Here is a 19,841-nt window from a genome sequence, read left to right on the forward strand (position 1 = left end):
GGCGGGGTGGCAGAGTGGTCATGCAGCGGACTGCAACTCCGTGTACGCCGGTTCGATTCCGACCTCCGCCTCCATCTTGTTAAAGCCCGAGTGGTGAAATCGGTAGACACAGGGGATTTAAAATCCCCCGCCCACAAAGCGTGCCAGTTCGAGTCTGGCCTCGGGCACCATTTTATACAACTTAAAATGGTGTAAATAAAGAACCCAGCATTAAGCTGGTTTTTTTATGCCTAAAATTTATAAATCGATTATATTAAAACATTATTTTTCTCGTTTCAGCTGGACACTATGCGGTCTGATCAAAAAATCTCGCAATATTTACAAGAGCTTGAAGCTAAACACCCACAAGCCCTGCGTGGTAATTTTCTATTCTACAGTGCTTTAAAAACCAAAGGCATGCTGGATGAACTCAAAGAACTCATCCCTTGGGCTTTAGCCGCTCTGATCTTTATTCCAAGCCATTTTATTTTAAAACATTTCATCACACGCTTTGGTTATGCCGAACATGCCCTACACCTTGCGACTTTAAGCATTATGCTAGTGTTTATGCTGTATGTACCATTAATTTTAAAACAAGCCAAACATAGCTCACATTACTTTTATCAGCAGCAAAAACATGCACCGATTAAATTAGCTACACTGATTATTTTACAAGCGCTAAACATGGTTTACCTAGACAGTGTGTTTTTACAAGGCATATTGCTGTTCTTTGCTATTAGTTTTGGCTTTGTACGTTTTTATAAAGAAAATCTATTTCGTGAGCAGGCTACATTGCATGACTACTCTGCTCTACAGCAAATCCGACGCGCCAGTTTTTGGAGCTATAAACAAACCATTGCTGCAAAATGGCGTTATCGTCTAATGAAAAAAGGCACCAAACAAGCCAAATTACAAAGTGTGAAAATTCAATATTATTTAACTTTACATGTACAGCTCTATAAATACGAGCATGAATTTTGCAAAAAAGTAAAACACACCGACATCGAAAAGTACTTAGATAGCTTAATGTAAGGAAAATCTGTGCTTTTATTAAACACAAACACATGATTTGCTTAAAAATATAGCAAATAATCAAAACAATGCTTGCCATATAAAAATTAGTTCTTTATTATTGCGCTCATGCCCGAGTGGTGAAATCGGTAGACACAGGGGATTTAAAATCCCCCGCCCACAAAGCGTGCCAGTTCGAGTCTGGCCTCGGGCACCATTTTAAATTAGTTCGTTAAAATGGTGCGGTAAAAACTTTTAAGTCTTTAACAAAAAAATTGAACTAAAGCCCGAGTGGTGAAATCGGTAGACACAGGGGATTTAAAATCCCCCGCCCACAAAGCGTGCCAGTTCGAGTCTGGCCTCGGGCACCATTCTTAACTTAAAGAATGGTGCAACAAAGAACCCAGCGTTAAGCTGGTTTTTTTATGTCTAAAATTTAATAGGCATAAAAAAGCCCCGTAATTTACAGGGCTTTGATTCTACCATTCACGGTTTGAGACCAATTCTTCCATCTCAAGGTCCATATAACCGTACTCTTGCGCCACCATCATCATGGCTTCAGCAATATAATCGGCAGCCGTATCATCTAAACTTGAATCTAGATCTTCAAACTGTGGTTTCATCTTATTCAGCTCAATCACGGTTGCTTGGGCAAAATGATAGATTTCCGCTTCAGATAAATTACCTTTAGCAATTTTTTTGGCAAACTGTTCAACGAGTTGCTTCACTTCAGCAACGAGAATATCGGGATAATATTCATCATCAAACATTGGGAGAAGTAAATCTGCAAACATACAGCTCTCTAAACTAAATGCATTAAAGCGAGCCTATATAACATAATTTAACCAATTCACCAAATTTACAGCCTATTAAAGTCCGCCTTGCATGGCTTGCCAAACTTTAAGTGCATCGGCTGTCGCTTTAACATCATGCGCACGTACCATACATGCACCTTGTTGTACACTGAGTAAATGCCCTGCCACAGAACCAATCGCACGTTGCTGTGCTTCTGCTCCACCTAATGCTGCCCCAATAAAACGTTTACGAGATAATGCAGATAGTATTGGATAACCAAGCTGATTAAGCTGATGTAACTCATTTAATAACTGTAGATTTTGCTCAGCATTTTTAGCAAAGCCGAAGCCTGGATCAATCATGATGTGTTCAGGCTTTACGCCTGCATCTAGCGCATCTTGTACACGTTCAGATAACTCACGCATGACATCTTGCGTGACATCTGTATATTGATCAAGATTGTTCATGGTGGTGGGTTCACCACGCATATGCATAATAATCACAGGGATATTTAAGGCAGCTGCAGTTTCAATTGCCTGTGGACGGGTTAAAGCACGTACATCGTTCCAAATATGTGCCCCTGCCGCAACTGCGGCCTGCATTACTTTAGGCTGTGAGGTATCAATTGAAATTGCGACAGGATACTGTGCTAAAGCTTCAACCACAGGCACAACACGCTGTAGCTCTTCTTCTACACTCACCGCAGCTGCACCTGGACGGGTTGATTCACCACCAATATCAATCACTGTAGCACCTTCGGCAATCATAGCTAAAGCACGCGCTAACGCAGCATCTTTACTATTATACTGCCCACCATCACTAAAAGAGTCTGGTGTTACATTTAAAATACCCATGACATGAGGGCGAGACAGGTCAAGTTGCACATGACCACATTGCCAAATACGTTGCGGTAAAGGCATTAGCTGCATATCAATCTCCTTATTACAAATTGCATTTTAACAGCCCCAATAAAAAAGAGCCTCAATTGAGGCTCTTTTTATTAGCTACTGCTACTTGGTAGCGGTGGCGGTGTGGTTGGTGCCTCTACAGGCGTCACATCCAACACAGGGTTATCAGCAACATATACTTTTGGTGGCTGTGGCTCTCGACCTTCCATGATGTCACGGATTTGGTCACGATCAATAGTTTCCCATTCCATCAGCGCTTTAACCATCGCATGGGCAATATCTTTGTTATTTTCTAAGATATCACGGGCAACTTTATATTGTTCATCTAAGATACGACGGATTTCACGATCAATCTCAAGCTGAGTGGTTTCCGAAATTGTACGGCTACCAATACTGCCCATGAAAGATTGCTGTGAATCATCTTCATAGACCATAACGCCCATCTTGTCAGACATACCGTATTTGGTCACCATCGCACGCGCCATTTTAGTGGCACGCTCAAAGTCATTTGATGCACCAGTCGACATTTGATTAATGAACACTTCTTCGGCAATACGACCACCAAACAAGATTGAAAGTTCATTTAACATTTTGTCTTTGTAATGGCTGGTTTGGTCATGTTCTGGCAACTGCCAAGTCACACCCAAGGCCCAACCACGCGGCATAATTGTCACTTTATGTACAGGGTCAGTACCTGGCAGCATTTCCGCGACAATCGCATGGCCTGCTTCATGGTAAGCCGTAGCACGACGTTCTTCTTCACGAATCACCATCGATTTACGCTCAGGACCCATATACAGCTTGTCTTTAGCATCTTCAAAGTCATGCATATCGACAGTGTTTTTGTTACGACGTGCAGCAAACAAAGCCGCTTCGTTGACAAGGTTTGCCAGCTGTGCACCAGAGAAGCCCGGTGTACCGCGTGCTAAGACTTTTACATCAACACCAGTTGTAGAAGGTAATTTGCGTAAATGTACATTTAAGATTTGCTCACGACCTTTAATGTCAGGCAAACCGACCATCACTTGACGGTCAAAACGACCTGGACGCAGTAATGCTTTATCCAATACATCGGCACGGTTGGTTGCAGCAATGACGATAATACCTTCATTGCCTTCAAAACCATCCATCTCAACCAACATTTGGTTGAGTGTTTGTTCACGTTCGTCGTTACCGCCGCCCGTACCTGAACCACGGTGACGACCAACAGCATCAATCTCATCAATAAAGATGATACATGGCGCATGGCGTTTAGCTTGTTCGAACATATCGCGTACACGTGATGCACCCACACCCACAAACATTTCGACGAAGTCAGAACCTGAAATACTAAAGAACGGAACTTTCGCTTCACCTGCAATCGCCTTAGCAAGCAAAGTTTTACCCGTACCCGGAGGACCAACCATTAACACGCCTTTTGGAATAGTTGCACCAAGACGTTTAAATTTCGAAGGGTCTTTTAAGAAATCTACGATTTCAACCACTTCTTGTTTTGCTTCGTCACAGCCTGCAACATCGGTAAAGGTCACTTTAATTTGGTCTTCGGTCAGCATTTTTGCTTTCGACTTACCAAAACTCATTGGGCCATTTTTACCGCCTGCACCACCACCCATGTTGCGCATAAAGAACATGAATAACAAAATGATTAAAAGCACAGGGAAACTTGCAATGAGAAGTTGCATCAATAAACCTTGGCGCTGAGGTGCAGTACCTTCAACGACAACATTTTTCTCAATCAGGCTTGGCATCAGTTCAGGATCTTGAACCGCTGGGCGAATGCTCTCAAATTGAGTGCCATTAGTCTTTTCGCCACTAATTCTTTCGCCATCAATTGTAACTTGCTTAATTTGGCCAGCATCCACCGCAGCAACAAACTCTGAATAGTTCATTGCTGTTGGCTTATCACTGCTACTGATATTGCTGAAAATCAGAATCAGTACGCCAAGTATCACCAGCCACAATACGGCATTCTTGAAGAGATCGCTCAAAGCTTTATTCCCATATCAATCTAATTTGATCATGCCCGAGGTGGGTGTGATCCTAAAGGTTTCGCTGAAGATCAGCTGTCAAAGTTGAAAAAGTACAAAATGCACAATTTTTAACGGCTTGGCAAGTAGACTTTGTTTATTTAAACGCTTTCTTACGCCCTTGACCCAATAAGAAAACTTCTTTTGAGCGCGCACGTGATGCCGCAGGTTTAGCCGTTTTTAATACATCAAAGTTAGTGACAACTTCTTTACGGAATTCGTCAAAGCCTGTGCCTTGGAAGACTTTGACCAAAAACTGTCCCTTAGGGCCAAGTACTTTAGTCGCAAAGTCAAGCGCTAACTCACAAAGATAAATTTGACGCGGCTGATCAACAGCCTTATTACCAGATGTATTGGGGGCCATATCAGAAATTACAACGTCTACTTGGCGTCCATCTAAAATTTCGAGCAATTTATCAAACACTTCTTGCTCACGAAAATCGCCTTGTAAGAAGGTCACGTCAGGCAATGCATCCATTGGCAAAATATCGGACGCAATCATCAGGCCCTTACTACCGACCAATTTTCCAGCAATTTGTGACCAACTTCCTGGCGCTGCACCCAAATCCACCACGGTCATGCCTGGTTTGATCATTTTATATTTTTCTTGAATTTCAAGAAGTTTATAGGCTGCCCGGGCACGATAACCTTCCTTTTGTGCTTTTTTTACAAAAGGATCATCTAAATGCTCTCGCATCCAGTCACGACTACTTTTGGATAATTTTTGGTTGGTAATGCGTGTCGCCATAACTCTCTAAATACAAAAAACTTCTAATCTTTAAGTGTACGTGAAAAACACAGTTTTTGCAGTATCCAAGTGTATCTAAATTGCCAAGCAATGCAGATTTTTTCTATGAACAAGATCGATTATTTGCACAGTTTTTACAGCGTTTAAGCTTGCAATTTGCTATACTAAGCCGTTTTTAAAATTAGGTTATATTTCATGGCGGCTTTATCTATTCAGGAACGTAAGCGTTTACGTCAAATTGGTCACGCACTTAACCCAGTGGTGATGCTTGGCGGTCAAGGTTTAACTGAGAATGTCATCGAAGAGACTAACCGTGCTTTAAATGATCATGAGCTCATTAAAGTGAAAATTGTAGCGGAAGATCGCGAAGCACGTGCAGCGTTAATTGAAGAAATTGCGCAAGTAACAGATGCTCAAATTGTACAAACGATTGGTAAAATTGTATTGCTTTATAAAAAAGCGGCAAAACAAAACCAAAAGTTATCTAACCTTGTGCGTCACGCACATTTGTCTAACTAATTTTAGATTATGGCAAGTTATGAACTCAGCGCCTTTGAACGTCGCTTTGAGGCGATTTCAATTGTAGGTGCCATTGAGAGTTTAAGCCCATATACCTTAAATGTAGGCTTTTGGGTACGTGATCCAAATCAATGGATTATGTGGCCTAAAGTTGTTGCTGATCAAACACGTCAAGATTTTCTTTGGCAAGATACTTGTTTTGAGATGTTTATTGGCGTGAAAGGTGAAGATTATTATCGTGAGATTAATCTTTCCCCAAGTGAAGCTTGGCAAGTGTATCAATTTGAAGAATATCGTTATCCAGAAGATATGCCACCGAAAGCGGCATACGATATTGAATTGAACAGTTTAAAACGTACGCATTATGGTTTAAGCGTCAGTCTAGACTTAACTGAGTTTATGTTAAAACATAAATTAAAATGGTCAGATCTGTTTATCGGTTTAACTGCGGTACTTCATACCACACAAGGCCAACACCTGTATGCCATGCAGCATAGCGGTGCGCAAGCCGACTTTCACAACAAACGTGATTGGTTACATGTATTTTAAAAAGTGAGCGTCAAGCTCACTTTTTTTTATCTCTTAAACCTGAGGTTTACTGTCATCTTTTGCTTCAGGTTTAGCCGCTTTATTTAAAGCTTCTAAGGTATGTTCTTTAGAACGCTTAAAGGTTTCTGTCAGTTGTTCTTTGTGTTTGAGTGAAATTTCACTTACATCTTGTTTTAGCTCTTTACCAAGCTTAGATAAGTCTTCAAGGACTGCATTAAACTCTGCTTTAACAAAAGCACTAATTTCAGACAAATCAGCTGTTTTAAGCCCTTTTAAGTTTTCTAAGCGTTGTAATAAATCTTGTTTCAGTTGACCAATCTTTTCTTGCACGCCTAGATTCTTTTCTGTGCCTTTTTCATCACTTGATTTGTCAGCGACCACTTGCTCAACCTCAGCTTTGACTTCAGCAATTTTGTCTTGAACCTGTTCGAGCTTGGGTGCTACTTTGTCTTGGGCTTGCTCAACCTTAGCTGTCACTTTGTCTTTGACTTCCGCTGCTTTTTCAAGCACCTTATCTTTGGTTTCTACAGCTTTAGTTGCAGACTTATCAGCAGCTTCTTTTACTGGCGTTTTTGTTTCTGGTGTTTTATTTTGTTCAGTCATTTGTCGTTCCTATTTTTGTTTATGATCTAATCAGCTTAATGGAAGTTGATAAAATTTAAGTTTTGATTTGTTAGACAATTCTAAAATGCTTACATTTTTTTGCATCTGCTCAACAAACAGACTTTCAGGCAAAAATCAAGGGATTTATCTTACATATTCAAGTGAAACTAAATGGACTTCCCCTTGTTTAGAGCGTATAATGCCGTGTTAAGTTCAAGCGAGCAGACAGAGGGAGGATAGGTTAAAAAAACAACCTTCCTTTTTTTTCGTCTTCTCGCTTTTTTACAGCCTAAATTTCAGGAGCTTTGGTTTGAGCACTCCCGCCATTTTAGCCCTTGCCGACGGTACGATCTTTAAAGGAACGTCTATCGGTGCATCGGGTAGTACGACTGGTGAAGTCGTTTTCAATACTGCCATGACTGGCTATCAAGAAATTTTGACTGACCCAAGTTATGCACAGCAACTTGTAACTTTAACTTACCCACATATTGGTAACACGGGTTGCAATGAAGAAGACGCTGAGTCAGGTCGTATTCATAAAGTATGGGCCAACGGTTTAATTATCCGTGACCTTCCTTTATTGCATAGCAACTTCCGTGCCGAACAATCACTGGGTGATTACTTAAAAGCACATAACGTTGTTGCCATTGCCGATATCGACACTCGACGATTAACACGTATTTTACGTGATAAAGGCGCACAAAACGGCTGTATCTTAGCTGGCGAAAATGTAACAGAAGAACAAGCATTAGAAAAAGCGCGTGCATTTGGCGGTTTAAATGGTTTAGACCTGGCTAAAGAATGTTGTGACCCAGAAGGTTTTGAGTGGACTGAGGGTTCTTGGACACTTGGCCAAGGCTTTAAACAACCTGAACTTAAATTCCATGTTGTTGCATACGATTACGGTGTCAAAACCAACATCTTACGTATGCTCGCAGACCGCGGTTGTAAATTGACTGTTGTGCCTGCACAAACTCCTGCTGCTGACGTACTTGCACTGAATCCAGATGGCGTATTCTTATCGAACGGCCCTGGCGATCCAGCTGCATGTGACTACGCAATTGAAGCTGTAAAAACCATTGTAGAAGATGCTCGCAATATTCCTGTATTTGGTATTTGCTTGGGTCACCAAATTCTTGCTTTAGCAAGTGGCGCTAAAACTGTGAAAATGCCTCACGGTCACCACGGTGCCAACCATCCTGTACAGAACATCGAAACTGGTACAGTGATGATTACTTCACAAAACCACGGCTTCGCGGTAGATTTCGACACTCTACCTGCAAACCTAAAAGCAACGCACAAATCGCTGTTCGACCAAACTCTTCAAGGGATTCATCGTACAGACAAGCCTGCGTTCAGCTTCCAAGGTCACCCTGAAGCAAGCCCTGGTCCACATGACTGCGCACCATTGTTCGATCATTTCATCGAACTTATCGAAGCATCTAAGAAGTAATTAAGGAAGCATCATGGCTAAACGTACAGACATTAAAAGCATCTTAATTCTAGGTGCTGGTCCAATTGTAATTGGTCAGGCGTGTGAATTTGACTATTCAGGCGCACAAGCATGTAAAGCACTTCGTGAAGAAGGCTACCGCGTTATTTTGGTCAACTCGAATCCAGCGACCATTATGACTGACCCTGCAATGGCAGATGCAACGTATATCGAACCGATTACATGGCAGACTGTTGCAGCGATCATTGAGAAAGAACGCCCAGACGCAGTTCTTCCAACCATGGGTGGTCAAACTGCATTGAACTGTGCCCTTGCCCTTGATGAGCACGGCATTTTAGAAAAATACAATGTTGAATTGATTGGCGCGACCAAAGAAGCGATTGAGAAAGCTGAAGACCGTAAATTGTTCGATGAAGCAATGCGTAAAATCGGTCTTGAATGTCCAAAAGCTGACATTGCTGAGTCAATGGAAGAAGCTTTAGAAATTCAAGCGCGCTTCGGCTTCCCTGTGATCATTCGTCCATCATTCACCATGGGTGGTTCAGGTGGCGGTATCGCCTACAACCGCGAGGAATTCATTGAAATCTGTGAACGCGGTTTCGATCTTTCTCCAACCAAACAATTATTGATCGATGAATCTTTAATTGGTTGGAAAGAATACGAAATGGAAGTTGTTCGTGACAAAAACGACAACTGTATCATTGTATGTACCATTGAAAACTTTGACCCAATGGGCGTGCACACAGGTGACTCAATCACGGTTGCGCCTGCGCAAACATTAACGGACAAAGAATTCCAGTTACTACGTAATGCATCTTTAGCGGTTCTTCGTGAAATTGGTGTAGAAACAGGTGGCTCTAACGTTCAGTTCGGTATTTGCCCGAAAACTGGTCGTATGGTTGTGATCGAGATGAACCCGCGTGTATCACGTTCATCTGCCCTTGCTTCTAAAGCAACTGGTTTCCCAATTGCGAAAATTGCGGCGAAATTGGCTGTAGGTTATACCCTTGATGAGTTGAAAAATGACATCACTGGCGGTACAACACCTGCATCATTCGAACCTGCAATTGACTACGTTGTAACTAAGATTCCTCGTTTTAACTTCGAGAAATTCCCACAAGCTGACGCAACACTGACTACTCAGATGAAATCTGTGGGTGAAGTGATGGCGATTGGTCGTAACTTCCAAGAGTCTATGCAAAAAGCGCTTCGTGGTCTTGAAGTGGGTGCATCTGGCTTTGACGAAAAAATCGAAGTGGGTACTGAAGGCGCTAAAGATAAAATCTTACAAGAGCTTAAAGTTCCAGGTCCTGAGCGTATTTGGTACGTAGGCGATGCATTCCGTCATGGTTTCACCTTAGACGAAGTCTTTGCTGCAACCAATATCGACCGTTGGTTCTTGATCCAAATCGAAGACATCATCAAAACTGAAGAACAAATCAAAACTTTAGGTTTTGGTGATTTGAATGCCGACAATATCCGTGCATTCAAACGTAAAGGTTTATCGGATCTTCGCATTGCGGACTTGATGGGCATTTCACAAAAACAATTCCGTAAACACCGTTGGAACTTAGGCGTAATGCCAGTTTACAAACGTGTGGATACATGTGCAGCTGAATTCGAATCTGATACAGCTTACATGTACTCAACTTACGATGAAGAATGTGAAGCAAACCCATCGAACAAAGACAAGATCATGGTGATCGGTGGCGGTCCTAACCGTATTGGTCAAGGTATCGAGTTCGATTACTGCTGTGTACACGCGGCGCTTGCAATGCGTGAAGACGGCTATGAAACCATCATGGTGAACTGTAACCCTGAAACGGTTTCTACAGATTACGACACCTCTGATCGTTTGTACTTCGAACCAATTACCCTTGAAGATGTTCTTGAAATCGTACGTATCGAGAAGCCAAAAGGCATTATCGTACAGTACGGTGGTCAAACACCTTTAAAATTGGCGCGTGCTTTAGAAGAAGCAGGTGCACCAATCATTGGTACATCTCCTGATGCAATTGACCGTGCAGAAGACCGTGAACGTTTCCAACAAATGATTCAACGTCTACAACTTCGTCAACCAAACAACAGCATCGTAAAATCTGCTGAAGAAGGTATGGCGGAAGCTGCGAAAGTTGGCTACCCACTTGTGGTACGTCCTTCTTACGTACTCGGTGGTCGTGCGATGGAAATCGTGTATAACGATGAAGAATTACGTCGCTACTTACGTGATGCGGTTCAAGCATCTAACGATGCCCCTGTTCTGCTTGACCGTTTCTTAGATGATGCCATTGAAGTAGACGTTGACTGCGTATCTGACGGTAAAGATGTGGTGATCGGCGGTATCATGCAACATATCGAACAAGCGGGTATTCACTCAGGTGACTCAGCATGTTCGATTCCTCCGTACTCTTTATCTAAAGAAGTGCAGGACGAAATGCGCCGTCAAACCATCGCAATGGCAAAAGAGCTTGGCGTAATTGGTTTGATGAACGTTCAGTTTGCGGTTAAAGGCGACGACGTTTACATCCTAGAAGTGAACCCACGTGCATCACGTACTGTACCGTTCGTGTCTAAGTGCATCGGTGAATCTTTAGCGAAAGTGGCTGCACGTTGTATGGCGGGTCAATCTCTTGAGTCGCAAGGCTTTACTTCAGAGATTATTCCTGAACACTTCTCTGTAAAAGAAGCAGTGTTCCCATTCAACAAGTTCCCTGGTGTTGACCCAATCCTTGGCCCTGAGATGAAATCTACAGGTGAAGTGATGGGCGTTGGTAAAACATTTGGCGAAGCATTCTACAAAGCCGTGCTTGGTGCAAATGAACGTTTACCGGGTCTACCAACGACAGGCGAAATCAAACACGCTTTCATCTCTGTTCGTGACTCAGACAAGCCACGCGCAGCAGGCATCGCGAAGCAACTGATTGACTTGGGCTTCAAGATTCTTGCAACTGATGGTACATTTAAAGTACTTAGCGATGCGGGTCTAGCATGTGAACGCGTTAATAAAGTGACTGAAGGTCGTCCTAACATTGTGGACCGTATTAAAAACGGCGAAATCCACCTTGTGATTAATACGACTGAAGGTAAAAAGGCACAAGAGGATTCATTCTCGATCCGTCGTTCAGCGCTTCAAGGTAAAGTGTATAACACAACCACCTTGAATGGTGCAGACGCAGTATGCCAAGCTTTAGCCATTAAATTACCAATGGACGTATACCGTTTACAAGACCTAACCAAAGGTTAATTTATTTCCCGAGAAGTCCCGCTGCCTCTTGGTGGCGGGACTTTTTTATTTTTTAGACCGGTATTTTTTATACTTAATTTTGAGGGACAACTATGCAACGTTATCCTATGACTCCTGAAGGCAAAGTTGCCTTAGAGAAAGAATTACATCAGCTAAAAAGTGTTGAACGTCCGCGTATCATTGCAGCAATTGCTGAAGCGCGTGAACACGGCGATTTAAAAGAAAACGCAGAATACCATGCAGCGCGTGAGCAACAAGGTTTCTGCGAAGGTCGTATTCAAGACATCGAAGGTAAACTTGGTGCTTGCCAAGTGATTGATGTTAAAACACTTGAGCAAACTGGTCGTGTGGTTTTTGGTGTTACAGTGACCATTGAAAACTTAGATACTGAAGAACAAAAGACCTATAAGATTGTAGGTGATGACGAAGCAGACTTTAAGATCAACAAGATCTCTGTAAACTCGCCAATCGCGCGTGGTTTATTAGGTAAAAATGAAGGCGATGATGTGAAAATCGTAACGCCACAAGGCGAAGTAGAATACGAGATTTCTAAAGTTGAATATCTTTAATTTCTAAAGCCTTGTGCTGCACAAAGCCCCTCAATTGAGGGGTTTTTTAGTATTCTACCTTGGTCAATCTCCCCATACCCCTCTTTAAAAAAGAGGGGCTTTTCTCCTTTTTTTAAAGGGAGACTTTACTAAGCCAATCTTATCCAAACAAGGCTTAACTACGTTATAATTCTGCTACCCCACATCACCACCGTTTTCCTATGTCTGAAAAGCTGATCAATTCTCCTGTTAACCATTGGTGCGAGTTCGAATTTATTTCTAAAACGGTAAAAAATCCGAATATTCACATCAAAGGCAACTACAGCTATTACTCAGCCTATTGGGATCAAGGTTTTGAGCGCTGTGTGGTACGTTATTTACATGATAAGCCCTCTACGCCTGAACGCCCGATTGATCAGCTCTATATTGGTAATTTTGTCTGTTTTGGCGCGGAATGTGTGATTATGATGGGTGGCAATCAATTACACCGTACCGATTGGGTTTCGGCTTTTCCGTTTGATACACGTAGTTTTGTGCCTGCGGGTGACACCGTGATTGGCGATGGTTGTTGGATTGGTAGCCGTGCCATGATTATGCAAGGTGTAACGCTTGGTGAAGGTGCTGTGGTTGCTACAGGTGCTGTTGTGACTAAAGACGTACCGCCTTATGCTGTAGTGGGTGGTATACCTGCAAAGATTATTAAATATCGCTTTCCTGAAGATGACATCAAAAAACTACTTTCTCTTAAGCTCTATGATTTAGACGAAAAGCAGTTTTTAAAAATGCGTGAACAGTTGCAGACGAATGATATTGAAAGCCTAATTCAATATATACAAAATCCAAACTAAGTTTTATATTTAACATAAATTCAATAAATTTCAATAAAGATGCGCTTATCTCCAAAAACACTAGAAAAGCTTCGTGAACTAATTAATGAAATTACTCAATATAGGTCAGGCCCTAAGATTATAGAATTTTTTTCTACTTTTGATTATGTTGATGTATATGGGAATGACTACTTAAGAAAATATGGTCAAGGTTTTCCATCTAGATGGATATATACAGATCAACGGCTATCACAAATTAATAATTCTCCTAAAATGGTTGCCTGCATCAAAAATCTATTTACTCCCATTGATTACATGGATAATTTGAAAAGACTCGATGATCTAATCACTGAATTTAACAAATATCTTCAATTTGATAGATACCAAATCAGTAGAGTAAATACTGAGATAAAAATTAGAGCGGTAAATGAAATAAATATAGATGATTCATTACAATCTAAACATACAACCTCAGAAAACCAATTTATAAAACATGAGTTTAAACTCGATTGCTCTAAAATTAATTTAATTCCAACTTTATTACCTATTATTGATAATCGGATGTTGGAAATAGAAAAATCCTTCAAAGCAGAGGCTTACCTATCCGTTATTTTATTAGCAGGAAGCACTCTAGAGGGCGTTCTTTTAAATATTGCTTCTCAAAATCAAAAAGCTTTTAATACCTCCTCTAATAGCCCTAAAAAAGATGGAAAAGTTAAAAGCTTTGATCAATGGACTCTTAATAATTTTATTGAGGTTTCGCATTCAATTGGCTTAATCGAAAAAGATACATACAGATTCAGCAAGGAGTTAAGAGATTTTAGAAATTACATTCATCCATTCCAACAAATGACTGAAAACTTTATCCCAAGGGAACAGACTGCAAAAATTTGTTTGCAAGTTCTGAAATCCGCAATTTCAGATATACAAATAAACCAAAGTAAACTTGCACGTTACTGAGATTCTATAGAGAACTATATGAGATCTTGCTAAGTTAAAAACTCTTGTCTACAAGGATTAAGACAATGTCTAAACTTCTATTAAGCTCATTATTATGTACTTTAAGTATTGCAAGTTTTGCAGCTTCTCGGATGCCCCAACCTACAACTGTTGACAGTATATATGTTGAAATTGCTAAAAACTTTAACACTATTCAATGCCAAGAATTCCCAACCCAACAACAAAAACTAGATGAAGTGCATAAACAACTCAAATCTGCCAATATCATGAGCTATAACGCACGCATCAGCGATGATGGTCGTATGTATCCTACGGTGTGTGGTGGTCAAATGGGGCATTTGGCGATATTTAAAATTGCCGAAAAAGATTTGAAAAGCGCGCAGCAACTAGGCTTTGTCCGCTTTCCAATACACTAAATATCTGCACCTTCGGGTGCTTTTTTAAGGTTGGGTATTGAAAAAATGCGCTGAATTTAAAGCACAACTTGACTACTTTTATTCGCTTTTTCTAGGTGGATAATCCTGCAATCCACCAAGTTTATCCCTATGAATTTACTTGGTTTTATTCTATTTAATTTTCAGTTAAGATCAATAAATAAACAAAGCAACTATAAGGAAAATAGTATGACCTACCAACATATCCTTGTTCCGATTGATGGTTCAGACACTTCATTGGCTGCAGTCGATAAAGCAGCTCAATTTGCCAAAGCCTTTAATGCTAAAATTACTGTTGCACAAGTGATGGCACTAGATCCTTATATCGCGGCTGAATATATTTCAGGTGCACAAACGAATGACATGATTGAACGCGCGCGTCGTGCCATTTTAGATGATTTAGCCACTGCTCAAGCTAAGTTTGCTGAGCTCGGTGTCGAAGTTGAAACCCAGCTCTTAGAAGGTCAAATGGTGCATCGTGAATTGATTGAGGCAGCGCAAAAATTAGCTGTCGATTTAATTATTATTGGTTCACATGGTCGTACGGGTTTGAAAAAATTATTCTTAGGCAGCGTGGCACAAAATGTACTCAGTGAAGTCCATATTCCTGTTTTGGTTATTCGTCATCCTTAACTGACGCAGCAAGCTCTCCACCAAGGTGTGGGGAGCGTTCGATGTGCCAAGCATATTTTTTAAGATCGACCCGCTGCTTTTCCACCATAACACCCTCTTGTCGCAGTAAATGACACTGTCGGTTTTCACCGTGATGCAAACCTTGCGTACAAATCTTACCCTGACTATTGAGCACACGATGCCATGGTAGATCACTGCTTGCATCTAAACGTTTGAGTACATAGCCAACTAAACGTGCATGCTGAGGTAAACCTGCCAGACGAGCCACCTGACCATAACTGGCAACACGTCCATAAGGAATCTCTGCCACCACAGCTAAAATCAGTGGAGCAAGTTCATTAGCCATTGACATAGCTTCTCCTTAATAAAAACAGCCACTTTAACGTGACTGCTGTGAGATGAGCTTAAAAGTTTTCCGGACTTTCTAGCCGTTTCACTTCTTGAACTTTTTCAGGATTATGGACTGCTGCCACACCATCATCCGCACGGGTATCAATTAAATGATCGGCTTGGTAGACCGTAATAATTTCATTGCCATGCGCATCCTCACCCACCAAGTATTGAAAACCCTTGCGGTTAAGCTTATGACACATACGTTGATACCAACCTTTAAAACCTGTGGTTTCTTCATTGGGATTATAGTAAAAAGCATTCATGACTGCGGGTAAACCCAAACCACACACGAGGCCCGATAACAGTACTGCAATAAAGGTATAGCCGATTAAGATACTGCTATATTCACTTAGCTGTGGCACATTGGCCACCGCGAGAATTAAGGCCAAGGAAATCCCACCACGTACCCCACCCCAAGATAAAATGGTCAAACTCCCGTTATAGCTTTTTTTACGAAAGCTTGGGAAAAAGGCAAAAGATAAATAATTGGCGGCAAAACGTGACACATGCAAAATAATAAAAGCCACAATTCCGCCTAAAATTAAGCTAAAGCTTAAATCTAGGATAAACAGCTCTAAACCAATTAAAGTAAATAAGAAGGAGTTAATAATCCCTTCAACCGTATGCCAAAAATGATTCACTTCGCGGATTTCACGCTCTTGTAAAATCTCTTTCCATTTATTCCCCACAATCAAACCACCAATCACGCAGGCAATCGGTGCTGAAGCATGGGCAAACAATGCCACTAAATACGAGCCACAGGCCAAAAGTGCGGTAGTGAGAATTAATGACTCCATTTCATGCTTACCACGTAGCAAACGTAAAATACCGTGACCAAAGGCAGTACCAATCACCACTGCCACAACAATCTCATACAGCAGGGTTTCTAACACGCCAATTACGGTGAAATGCTCACCTTGTAGCACGTTTAATAGTGTCATAAATACCGCAATACACATGGCATCATTAAACAGTGATTCACCTTCAAGTTTGACCATTAGATGATGTGGAGCGCGCACTGAGCTCAGCACACCTTTGATCCCAATCGGATCAGTTGCCCCAAGTGCTGCACCTAGCAACAACAGCACCATTAAATCAACCTGATGCCCAATTAAGAATTGATAGCCATATAAAGCAATACCAAAGAACACAGCGCATAGCACTAAGGCAATACTGGCCAAAATCCCAATCGGTTTCCAATGGCTACGTAAATCAGAAACTTTAAATTTAAGTGCCGATGAGGTTAAGATAAAACAGATCACACCATTAATTAAAAAGTCATAAAAATCAATATGTCTGACGGCTTCTTCAATATTATGTAGATTAATAACAATAAACGGATTGCCATTGAGCAAGCTTGCAGCCCACTGCAAAATAAAAACAAAAATAGCAGAAACAATGGGGACGCCAATCGCTTGCGGAAAGCCTAATACCCTTTTATTAAAGATGGTGGTTGCTATCGAGAGCGCAAAAATAACTGTAAATACTTGTAAAAAAAAATAATTTCCCATCACCCTTCCGTCTATAGAATGGAGTTTGGCAGCAGCGGAGCAATTCAACCATTTCCAATAAAAATACTTTGTGAATAAGCATTTATTCACATGATTAGTCTAACGCTTTTTCCATCGATTCCCGTGCAGAAATCATAGTTTTTTTGTGCTATTTGCCCTACACTCATGCGCTGTTTTGCTTCAGCTTTTGGTTTCCTATGCATCACACTGTAAAAACGATCTTCCGTCTTTGTTTGGCAACGATGATTTTTTTCATCACCTTGGCCTTACTATTTACTTGTGCGGTAAAAATTCAAGAGATTGTAAATGCTGATCAAAATTTTATGCAAAAGCAAAGTTTTAGCTTAAGCTCCACGGCGAAAGAACAATTTGTCTTACTCTCTAACAACCAAGACCCTGACAATGCAGTATTTATCCTAATTGCCAATCAAGGTTATGTTGCCAAGATTAACTGTGAACATCACGCTAAAGATCTTTGTGTTGATGATGATAATAAGAGCCATACACGTCAAATTAGCCAAGCCAATTTAGTTAAAGCAGGCCAATGGTTCTATATTCAGGATGTTGCTTATCGTGACAGCCGTAGTGGTAAAACTGCCGAATTCCATTATACAGATGCTCAAATTCAACAGTTTTATCAAAATGACGTGTCAGCGCTGAAATATACGGTATTTGGTATTGCTTTATTTGCAGCCATTGCCTTATATGTCAGCAGCCGAATTTTGCGTCATTTCCGTCGCTTCTTAACTAAATAGGTTGATTAAAGGTATCGCATTGATTGATCTGCCCACCTTTAAAGCCAATATCAAACCATGTCATACGCTGGGCACTGGTGCCATGGGTAAAACTGTCTGGCACAGCATAGCCTTGCGCTTGTTTTTGTAAGTAATCATCACCAATTTTATGCGCTGCATCCATCGCTTCAGCAATGTCCCCTTGCTCTAAAAATTGAGTACGCTGATGGTTGTGATGGGCCCAAACACCTGCTAAACAATCCGCTTGTAATTCTTGACGTACGGACAAAGCATTTGCCTGCGCTTTAGAGGCTTGACTACGCGCTTGTTGTACTTGACCAGAAATCCCTAAAATAGTTTGAATATGATGCCCAACTTCGTGTGCCACCACATAGGCTTGGGCAAAATCACCTGCTTGGTCTTGGCGTGACAATTGGGTGGTATTTTGCTCCCCTGTAATGCCCATTTGCGTGCGCATATCTTTAAAAAATGCGGTATCAATATACACTTTTTGATCGGCCGGACAATAAAATGGCCCCATGGCAGATTGTGCAGCACCACACCCTGAATTGACTGCACCACTAAACATCACCAATTTAGGCGGGATATATTGTTGACCCAATTGCTGTTGAAAAACTTGACTCCATGTATCTTCGGTATCTGCCAATACCACACTGACAAATTCCATCGCTTCTTGTTGTTCAGGCGTGGGCTGATCTAAACCCACTGCCTGACTGGTTTGACCTTGGGTGACTTGTTTGGTGGTTTGGTAGGCTTGCTGTGGGTCAACGCCAAAGAATTTCCACGCTACAAACGCCACCACCAAACCTAAAACACTAATTCCACCTGCTTTTGCAGCACCGCCACCGCGACGATCTTCTACATTATTGCTGCTACGACGCCCTTTCCACTGCATAGTTTATTATCCTTATTCAATGACTTGCCTATTGTAACGGGCTTTAACGGCTTTTCACACCTGACCAAATTTTTTGAATGCCTTTTACAAGACCAAGTACAATCAAACCAGCAATCATGCCAATCACAAAATTAATTAGTGTTGGTGTTAAGGCACCAATAATATTGCCAACGTTTGGAATATGCTCAATATGATCAACAGCATCCTCAGTTAAATGATGCAGCAGTGGAATCGCATGATTAATGATGCCGCCACCCACTAAAAACATCGCTAAGGTGCCTACAATCGTTAAAGTCTTCATTAAGATGGGAGCAAATGCCAATAAACCACGACCAATTTTTTGCTGTAAAGCCGAAGGTTTTTCAGTGAGATAAAGACCAATGTCATCAATTTTGACAATCAAAGCCACTAAGCCGTAGACACCTACTGTCATTGCAATTGCAATCACGGTTAAAACAGTCACTTTGGTCACAAAAGCTGCTGCTGCTACAGTGCCTAAAGAAATGACTATAATTTCTGCCGATAAAATAAAATCGGTACGAATCGCGCCTTTAATTTTATCCTTTTCCATGCTGCGTAGTTCATTTTCGGTATGTGCCAGTTCAACTTTGGCTTCTTCTAAGGTTTTTGCTTTTTTATGTTGAATGCTATGAATAACTTTTTCGACCCCTTCATAACATAAAAACAATCCTCCTAGCATTAATAATGGATTAATCAGCCACGGCGCAACCACACTAATACCTAGAGCCAAAGGCACTAAAATCAGTTTATTGACAAAAGAACCTTTGGCGACCGACCACACGACCGGTAATTCGCGATCTGCTTTTACCCCACTGACTTGCTGGGCATTTAAGGCCAAATCATCACCTAATACCCCAGCGGTTTTTTTGGCGGCCATTTTACTCATCACTGCCACATCATCCATAATCGTGGCAATATCATCTAGTAATAACAGTAAACTACTCATGGTTTATTTCTCTGTTTTATTTTTATTGAGTTTAAAACTACAAATTTAAAAACTCTGTACAGCATTTATTAAGCGTGAGCTG

20 protein-coding genes and 4 tRNA genes are annotated in these 19,841 nt (G+C 41.2%); 15 read left to right on the forward strand and 9 right to left on the reverse strand.

The window, feature by feature from the left end; translation table 11 throughout:
- From AC5YCI_RS04505 to AC5YCI_RS04525, 5 genes are all read left to right on the forward strand, one after another.
- Positions 1 to 74: transfer RNA gene (locus AC5YCI_RS04505), tRNA-Cys, on the forward strand.
- Positions 75 to 84: 10 nt separating this feature from the next.
- Positions 85 to 170: transfer RNA gene (locus AC5YCI_RS04510), tRNA-Leu, on the forward strand.
- A gap of 118 nt (positions 171 to 288) precedes the next feature.
- On the forward strand, positions 289 to 1,011 hold the full coding sequence (locus AC5YCI_RS04515; RefSeq protein ID WP_496128166.1) for a hypothetical protein: 723 nt from the start codon (positions 289 to 291) through the stop codon (positions 1,009 to 1,011).
- A gap of 110 nt (positions 1,012 to 1,121) precedes the next feature.
- Positions 1,122 to 1,207, forward strand: a tRNA-Leu gene (locus tag AC5YCI_RS04520).
- 68 nt (positions 1,208 to 1,275) lie between these two features.
- A tRNA-Leu gene (locus AC5YCI_RS04525) sits at positions 1,276 to 1,361 on the forward strand.
- Between the two features lie 108 nt (positions 1,362 to 1,469).
- On the opposite strand, the gene AC5YCI_RS04530 is transcribed toward AC5YCI_RS04525, so the two are convergent.
- From AC5YCI_RS04530 to rlmE, 4 genes are all read right to left on the reverse strand, one after another.
- Positions 1,470 to 1,784 (reverse strand): DUF5713 family protein, encoded by a 315-nt coding sequence (locus AC5YCI_RS04530; RefSeq protein WP_496128165.1) that lies wholly within the window; start codon positions 1,782 to 1,784, stop codon positions 1,470 to 1,472.
- Between the two features lie 75 nt (positions 1,785 to 1,859).
- A complete protein-coding gene (gene folP, locus AC5YCI_RS04535) occupies positions 1,860 to 2,714 on the reverse strand; it encodes a dihydropteroate synthase (RefSeq protein WP_496128164.1) in 855 nt (284 codons plus the stop codon).
- 71 nt (positions 2,715 to 2,785) lie between these two features.
- On the reverse strand, positions 2,786 to 4,681 hold the full coding sequence (gene ftsH / locus AC5YCI_RS04540; protein ID WP_496128163.1) for an ATP-dependent zinc metalloprotease FtsH: 1,896 nt from the start codon (positions 4,679 to 4,681) through the stop codon (positions 2,786 to 2,788).
- Between the two features lie 136 nt (positions 4,682 to 4,817).
- The gene (gene rlmE / locus AC5YCI_RS04545) at positions 4,818 to 5,468 is read right to left on the reverse strand and encodes a 23S rRNA (uridine(2552)-2'-O)-methyltransferase RlmE (RefSeq protein ID WP_496128162.1); all 651 of its coding nucleotides are present in this window, start codon (positions 5,466 to 5,468) and stop codon (positions 4,818 to 4,820) included.
- Positions 5,469 to 5,663: 195 nt separating this feature from the next.
- Here rlmE and yhbY point away from each other — a divergent pair, with 195 nt between their 5' ends.
- Together yhbY and AC5YCI_RS04555 are read left to right on the forward strand one after the other, a co-directional pair.
- Positions 5,664 to 5,987, forward strand: coding sequence for a ribosome assembly RNA-binding protein YhbY (gene yhbY, locus AC5YCI_RS04550; RefSeq protein WP_496128161.1), 324 nt, complete (start codon positions 5,664 to 5,666; stop codon positions 5,985 to 5,987).
- 9 nt (positions 5,988 to 5,996) lie between these two features.
- On the forward strand, positions 5,997 to 6,536 hold the full coding sequence (locus AC5YCI_RS04555; protein ID WP_496128160.1) for a DOMON-like domain-containing protein: 540 nt from the start codon (positions 5,997 to 5,999) through the stop codon (positions 6,534 to 6,536).
- Positions 6,537 to 6,569: 33 nt separating this feature from the next.
- On the opposite strand, the gene AC5YCI_RS04560 is transcribed toward AC5YCI_RS04555, so the two are convergent.
- Positions 6,570 to 7,139 (reverse strand): hypothetical protein, encoded by a 570-nt coding sequence (locus AC5YCI_RS04560; RefSeq protein ID WP_496128159.1) that lies wholly within the window; start codon positions 7,137 to 7,139, stop codon positions 6,570 to 6,572.
- A gap of 310 nt (positions 7,140 to 7,449) precedes the next feature.
- On the opposite strand from AC5YCI_RS04560, the gene carA reads away from it, so the two are divergent.
- The 7 genes from carA (at position 7,450) to AC5YCI_RS04595 (ending at position 15,238) form a co-directional block, all read left to right on the forward strand.
- Positions 7,450 to 8,592, forward strand: coding sequence for a glutamine-hydrolyzing carbamoyl-phosphate synthase small subunit (carA, locus tag AC5YCI_RS04565; protein WP_496128158.1), 1,143 nt, complete (start codon positions 7,450 to 7,452; stop codon positions 8,590 to 8,592).
- 13 nt (positions 8,593 to 8,605) lie between these two features.
- Complete coding sequence (carB, locus tag AC5YCI_RS04570; protein ID WP_496128157.1) at positions 8,606 to 11,836, forward strand: carbamoyl-phosphate synthase large subunit; 3,231 nt, start codon at positions 8,606 to 8,608, stop codon at positions 11,834 to 11,836.
- Positions 11,837 to 11,928: 92 nt separating this feature from the next.
- Entirely contained in the window at positions 11,929 to 12,405 is a 477-nt protein-coding gene (gene greA, locus AC5YCI_RS04575) for a transcription elongation factor GreA (RefSeq protein WP_496128156.1), read from the forward strand.
- A gap of 200 nt (positions 12,406 to 12,605) precedes the next feature.
- Positions 12,606 to 13,232, forward strand: a complete 627-nt coding sequence (locus AC5YCI_RS04580) for a CatB-related O-acetyltransferase (RefSeq protein ID WP_496128155.1) — start codon at positions 12,606 to 12,608, stop codon at positions 13,230 to 13,232.
- Positions 13,233 to 13,271: 39 nt separating this feature from the next.
- Positions 13,272 to 14,171, forward strand: coding sequence for a hypothetical protein (locus AC5YCI_RS04585; protein WP_496128154.1), 900 nt, complete (start codon positions 13,272 to 13,274; stop codon positions 14,169 to 14,171).
- A gap of 65 nt (positions 14,172 to 14,236) precedes the next feature.
- Positions 14,237 to 14,587 (forward strand): hypothetical protein, encoded by a 351-nt coding sequence (locus AC5YCI_RS04590; protein ID WP_496128153.1) that lies wholly within the window; start codon positions 14,237 to 14,239, stop codon positions 14,585 to 14,587.
- 207 nt (positions 14,588 to 14,794) lie between these two features.
- Positions 14,795 to 15,238, forward strand: a complete 444-nt coding sequence (locus AC5YCI_RS04595) for a universal stress protein (protein ID WP_496128152.1) — start codon at positions 14,795 to 14,797, stop codon at positions 15,236 to 15,238.
- Here the strand turns inward: AC5YCI_RS04595 and AC5YCI_RS04600 are convergent.
- On the reverse strand, positions 15,222 to 15,584 hold the full coding sequence (locus tag AC5YCI_RS04600) for an MGMT family protein (protein WP_496128526.1): 363 nt from the start codon (positions 15,582 to 15,584) through the stop codon (positions 15,222 to 15,224). The two genes, AC5YCI_RS04595 and AC5YCI_RS04600, sit on opposite strands and share 17 nt — an antisense overlap.
- A 58-nt stretch (positions 15,585 to 15,642) precedes the next feature.
- Positions 15,643 to 17,142: a cation:proton antiporter gene (locus tag AC5YCI_RS04605; RefSeq protein ID WP_496128151.1), complete on the reverse strand. Its 1,500-nt coding sequence runs from the start codon at positions 17,140 to 17,142 to the stop codon at positions 15,643 to 15,645.
- A gap of 197 nt (positions 17,143 to 17,339) precedes the next feature.
- Between AC5YCI_RS04605 and AC5YCI_RS04610 the strand changes: the two genes are divergently transcribed.
- Positions 17,340 to 17,897, forward strand: a complete 558-nt coding sequence (locus AC5YCI_RS04610) for a hypothetical protein (protein WP_496128150.1) — start codon at positions 17,340 to 17,342, stop codon at positions 17,895 to 17,897.
- Here AC5YCI_RS04610 and ypfJ read toward each other — a convergent pair.
- Both ypfJ and AC5YCI_RS04620 read right to left on the reverse strand, forming a co-directional pair.
- Positions 17,890 to 18,792, reverse strand: coding sequence for a KPN_02809 family neutral zinc metallopeptidase (ypfJ, locus tag AC5YCI_RS04615; RefSeq protein ID WP_496128149.1), 903 nt, complete (start codon positions 18,790 to 18,792; stop codon positions 17,890 to 17,892). The genes AC5YCI_RS04610 and ypfJ overlap by 8 nt on opposite strands.
- Before the next feature lie 43 nt (positions 18,793 to 18,835).
- The gene (locus AC5YCI_RS04620) at positions 18,836 to 19,759 is read right to left on the reverse strand and encodes a DUF808 domain-containing protein (protein ID WP_496128148.1); all 924 of its coding nucleotides are present in this window, start codon (positions 19,757 to 19,759) and stop codon (positions 18,836 to 18,838) included.
- Positions 19,760 to 19,841: the final 82 nt, after the last annotated feature.

Source organism: Acinetobacter sp. CY17 (assembly GCF_059515825.1).

What these genes read in the sequence shown, in the direction of transcription:
- AC5YCI_RS04515 (WP_496128166.1), top strand. Translation starts at nt 289, where the DNA reads ATGCGGTCTGATCAAAAAATCTCGCAATATTTACAAGAGCTTGAAGCT.
- AC5YCI_RS04530 (WP_496128165.1), bottom strand. Translation starts at nt 1,784, where the DNA reads ATGTTTGCAGATTTACTTCTCCCAATGTTTGATGATGAATATTATCCC.
- folP (WP_496128164.1), bottom strand. Translation starts at nt 2,714, where the DNA reads ATGCAGCTAATGCCTTTACCGCAACGTATTTGGCAATGTGGTCATGTG.
- rlmE (WP_496128162.1), bottom strand. Translation starts at nt 5,468, where the DNA reads ATGGCGACACGCATTACCAACCAAAAATTATCCAAAAGTAGTCGTGAC.
- yhbY (WP_496128161.1), top strand. Translation starts at nt 5,664, where the DNA reads ATGGCGGCTTTATCTATTCAGGAACGTAAGCGTTTACGTCAAATTGGT.
- AC5YCI_RS04555 (WP_496128160.1), top strand. Translation starts at nt 5,997, where the DNA reads ATGGCAAGTTATGAACTCAGCGCCTTTGAACGTCGCTTTGAGGCGATT.
- AC5YCI_RS04560 (WP_496128159.1), bottom strand. Translation starts at nt 7,139, where the DNA reads ATGACTGAACAAAATAAAACACCAGAAACAAAAACGCCAGTAAAAGAA.
- carB (WP_496128157.1), top strand. Translation starts at nt 8,606, where the DNA reads ATGGCTAAACGTACAGACATTAAAAGCATCTTAATTCTAGGTGCTGGT.
- greA (WP_496128156.1), top strand. Translation starts at nt 11,929, where the DNA reads ATGCAACGTTATCCTATGACTCCTGAAGGCAAAGTTGCCTTAGAGAAA.
- AC5YCI_RS04580 (WP_496128155.1), top strand. Translation starts at nt 12,606, where the DNA reads ATGTCTGAAAAGCTGATCAATTCTCCTGTTAACCATTGGTGCGAGTTC.
- AC5YCI_RS04585 (WP_496128154.1), top strand. Translation starts at nt 13,272, where the DNA reads ATGCGCTTATCTCCAAAAACACTAGAAAAGCTTCGTGAACTAATTAAT.
- AC5YCI_RS04590 (WP_496128153.1), top strand. Translation starts at nt 14,237, where the DNA reads ATGTCTAAACTTCTATTAAGCTCATTATTATGTACTTTAAGTATTGCA.
- AC5YCI_RS04595 (WP_496128152.1), top strand. Translation starts at nt 14,795, where the DNA reads ATGACCTACCAACATATCCTTGTTCCGATTGATGGTTCAGACACTTCA.
- AC5YCI_RS04600 (WP_496128526.1), bottom strand. Translation starts at nt 15,584, where the DNA reads ATGGCTAATGAACTTGCTCCACTGATTTTAGCTGTGGTGGCAGAGATT.
- AC5YCI_RS04605 (WP_496128151.1), bottom strand. Translation starts at nt 17,142, where the DNA reads ATGGGAAATTATTTTTTTTTACAAGTATTTACAGTTATTTTTGCGCTC.
- AC5YCI_RS04610 (WP_496128150.1), top strand. Translation starts at nt 17,340, where the DNA reads ATGCATCACACTGTAAAAACGATCTTCCGTCTTTGTTTGGCAACGATG.
- ypfJ (WP_496128149.1), bottom strand. Translation starts at nt 18,792, where the DNA reads ATGCAGTGGAAAGGGCGTCGTAGCAGCAATAATGTAGAAGATCGTCGC.
- AC5YCI_RS04620 (WP_496128148.1), bottom strand. Translation starts at nt 19,759, where the DNA reads ATGAGTAGTTTACTGTTATTACTAGATGATATTGCCACGATTATGGAT.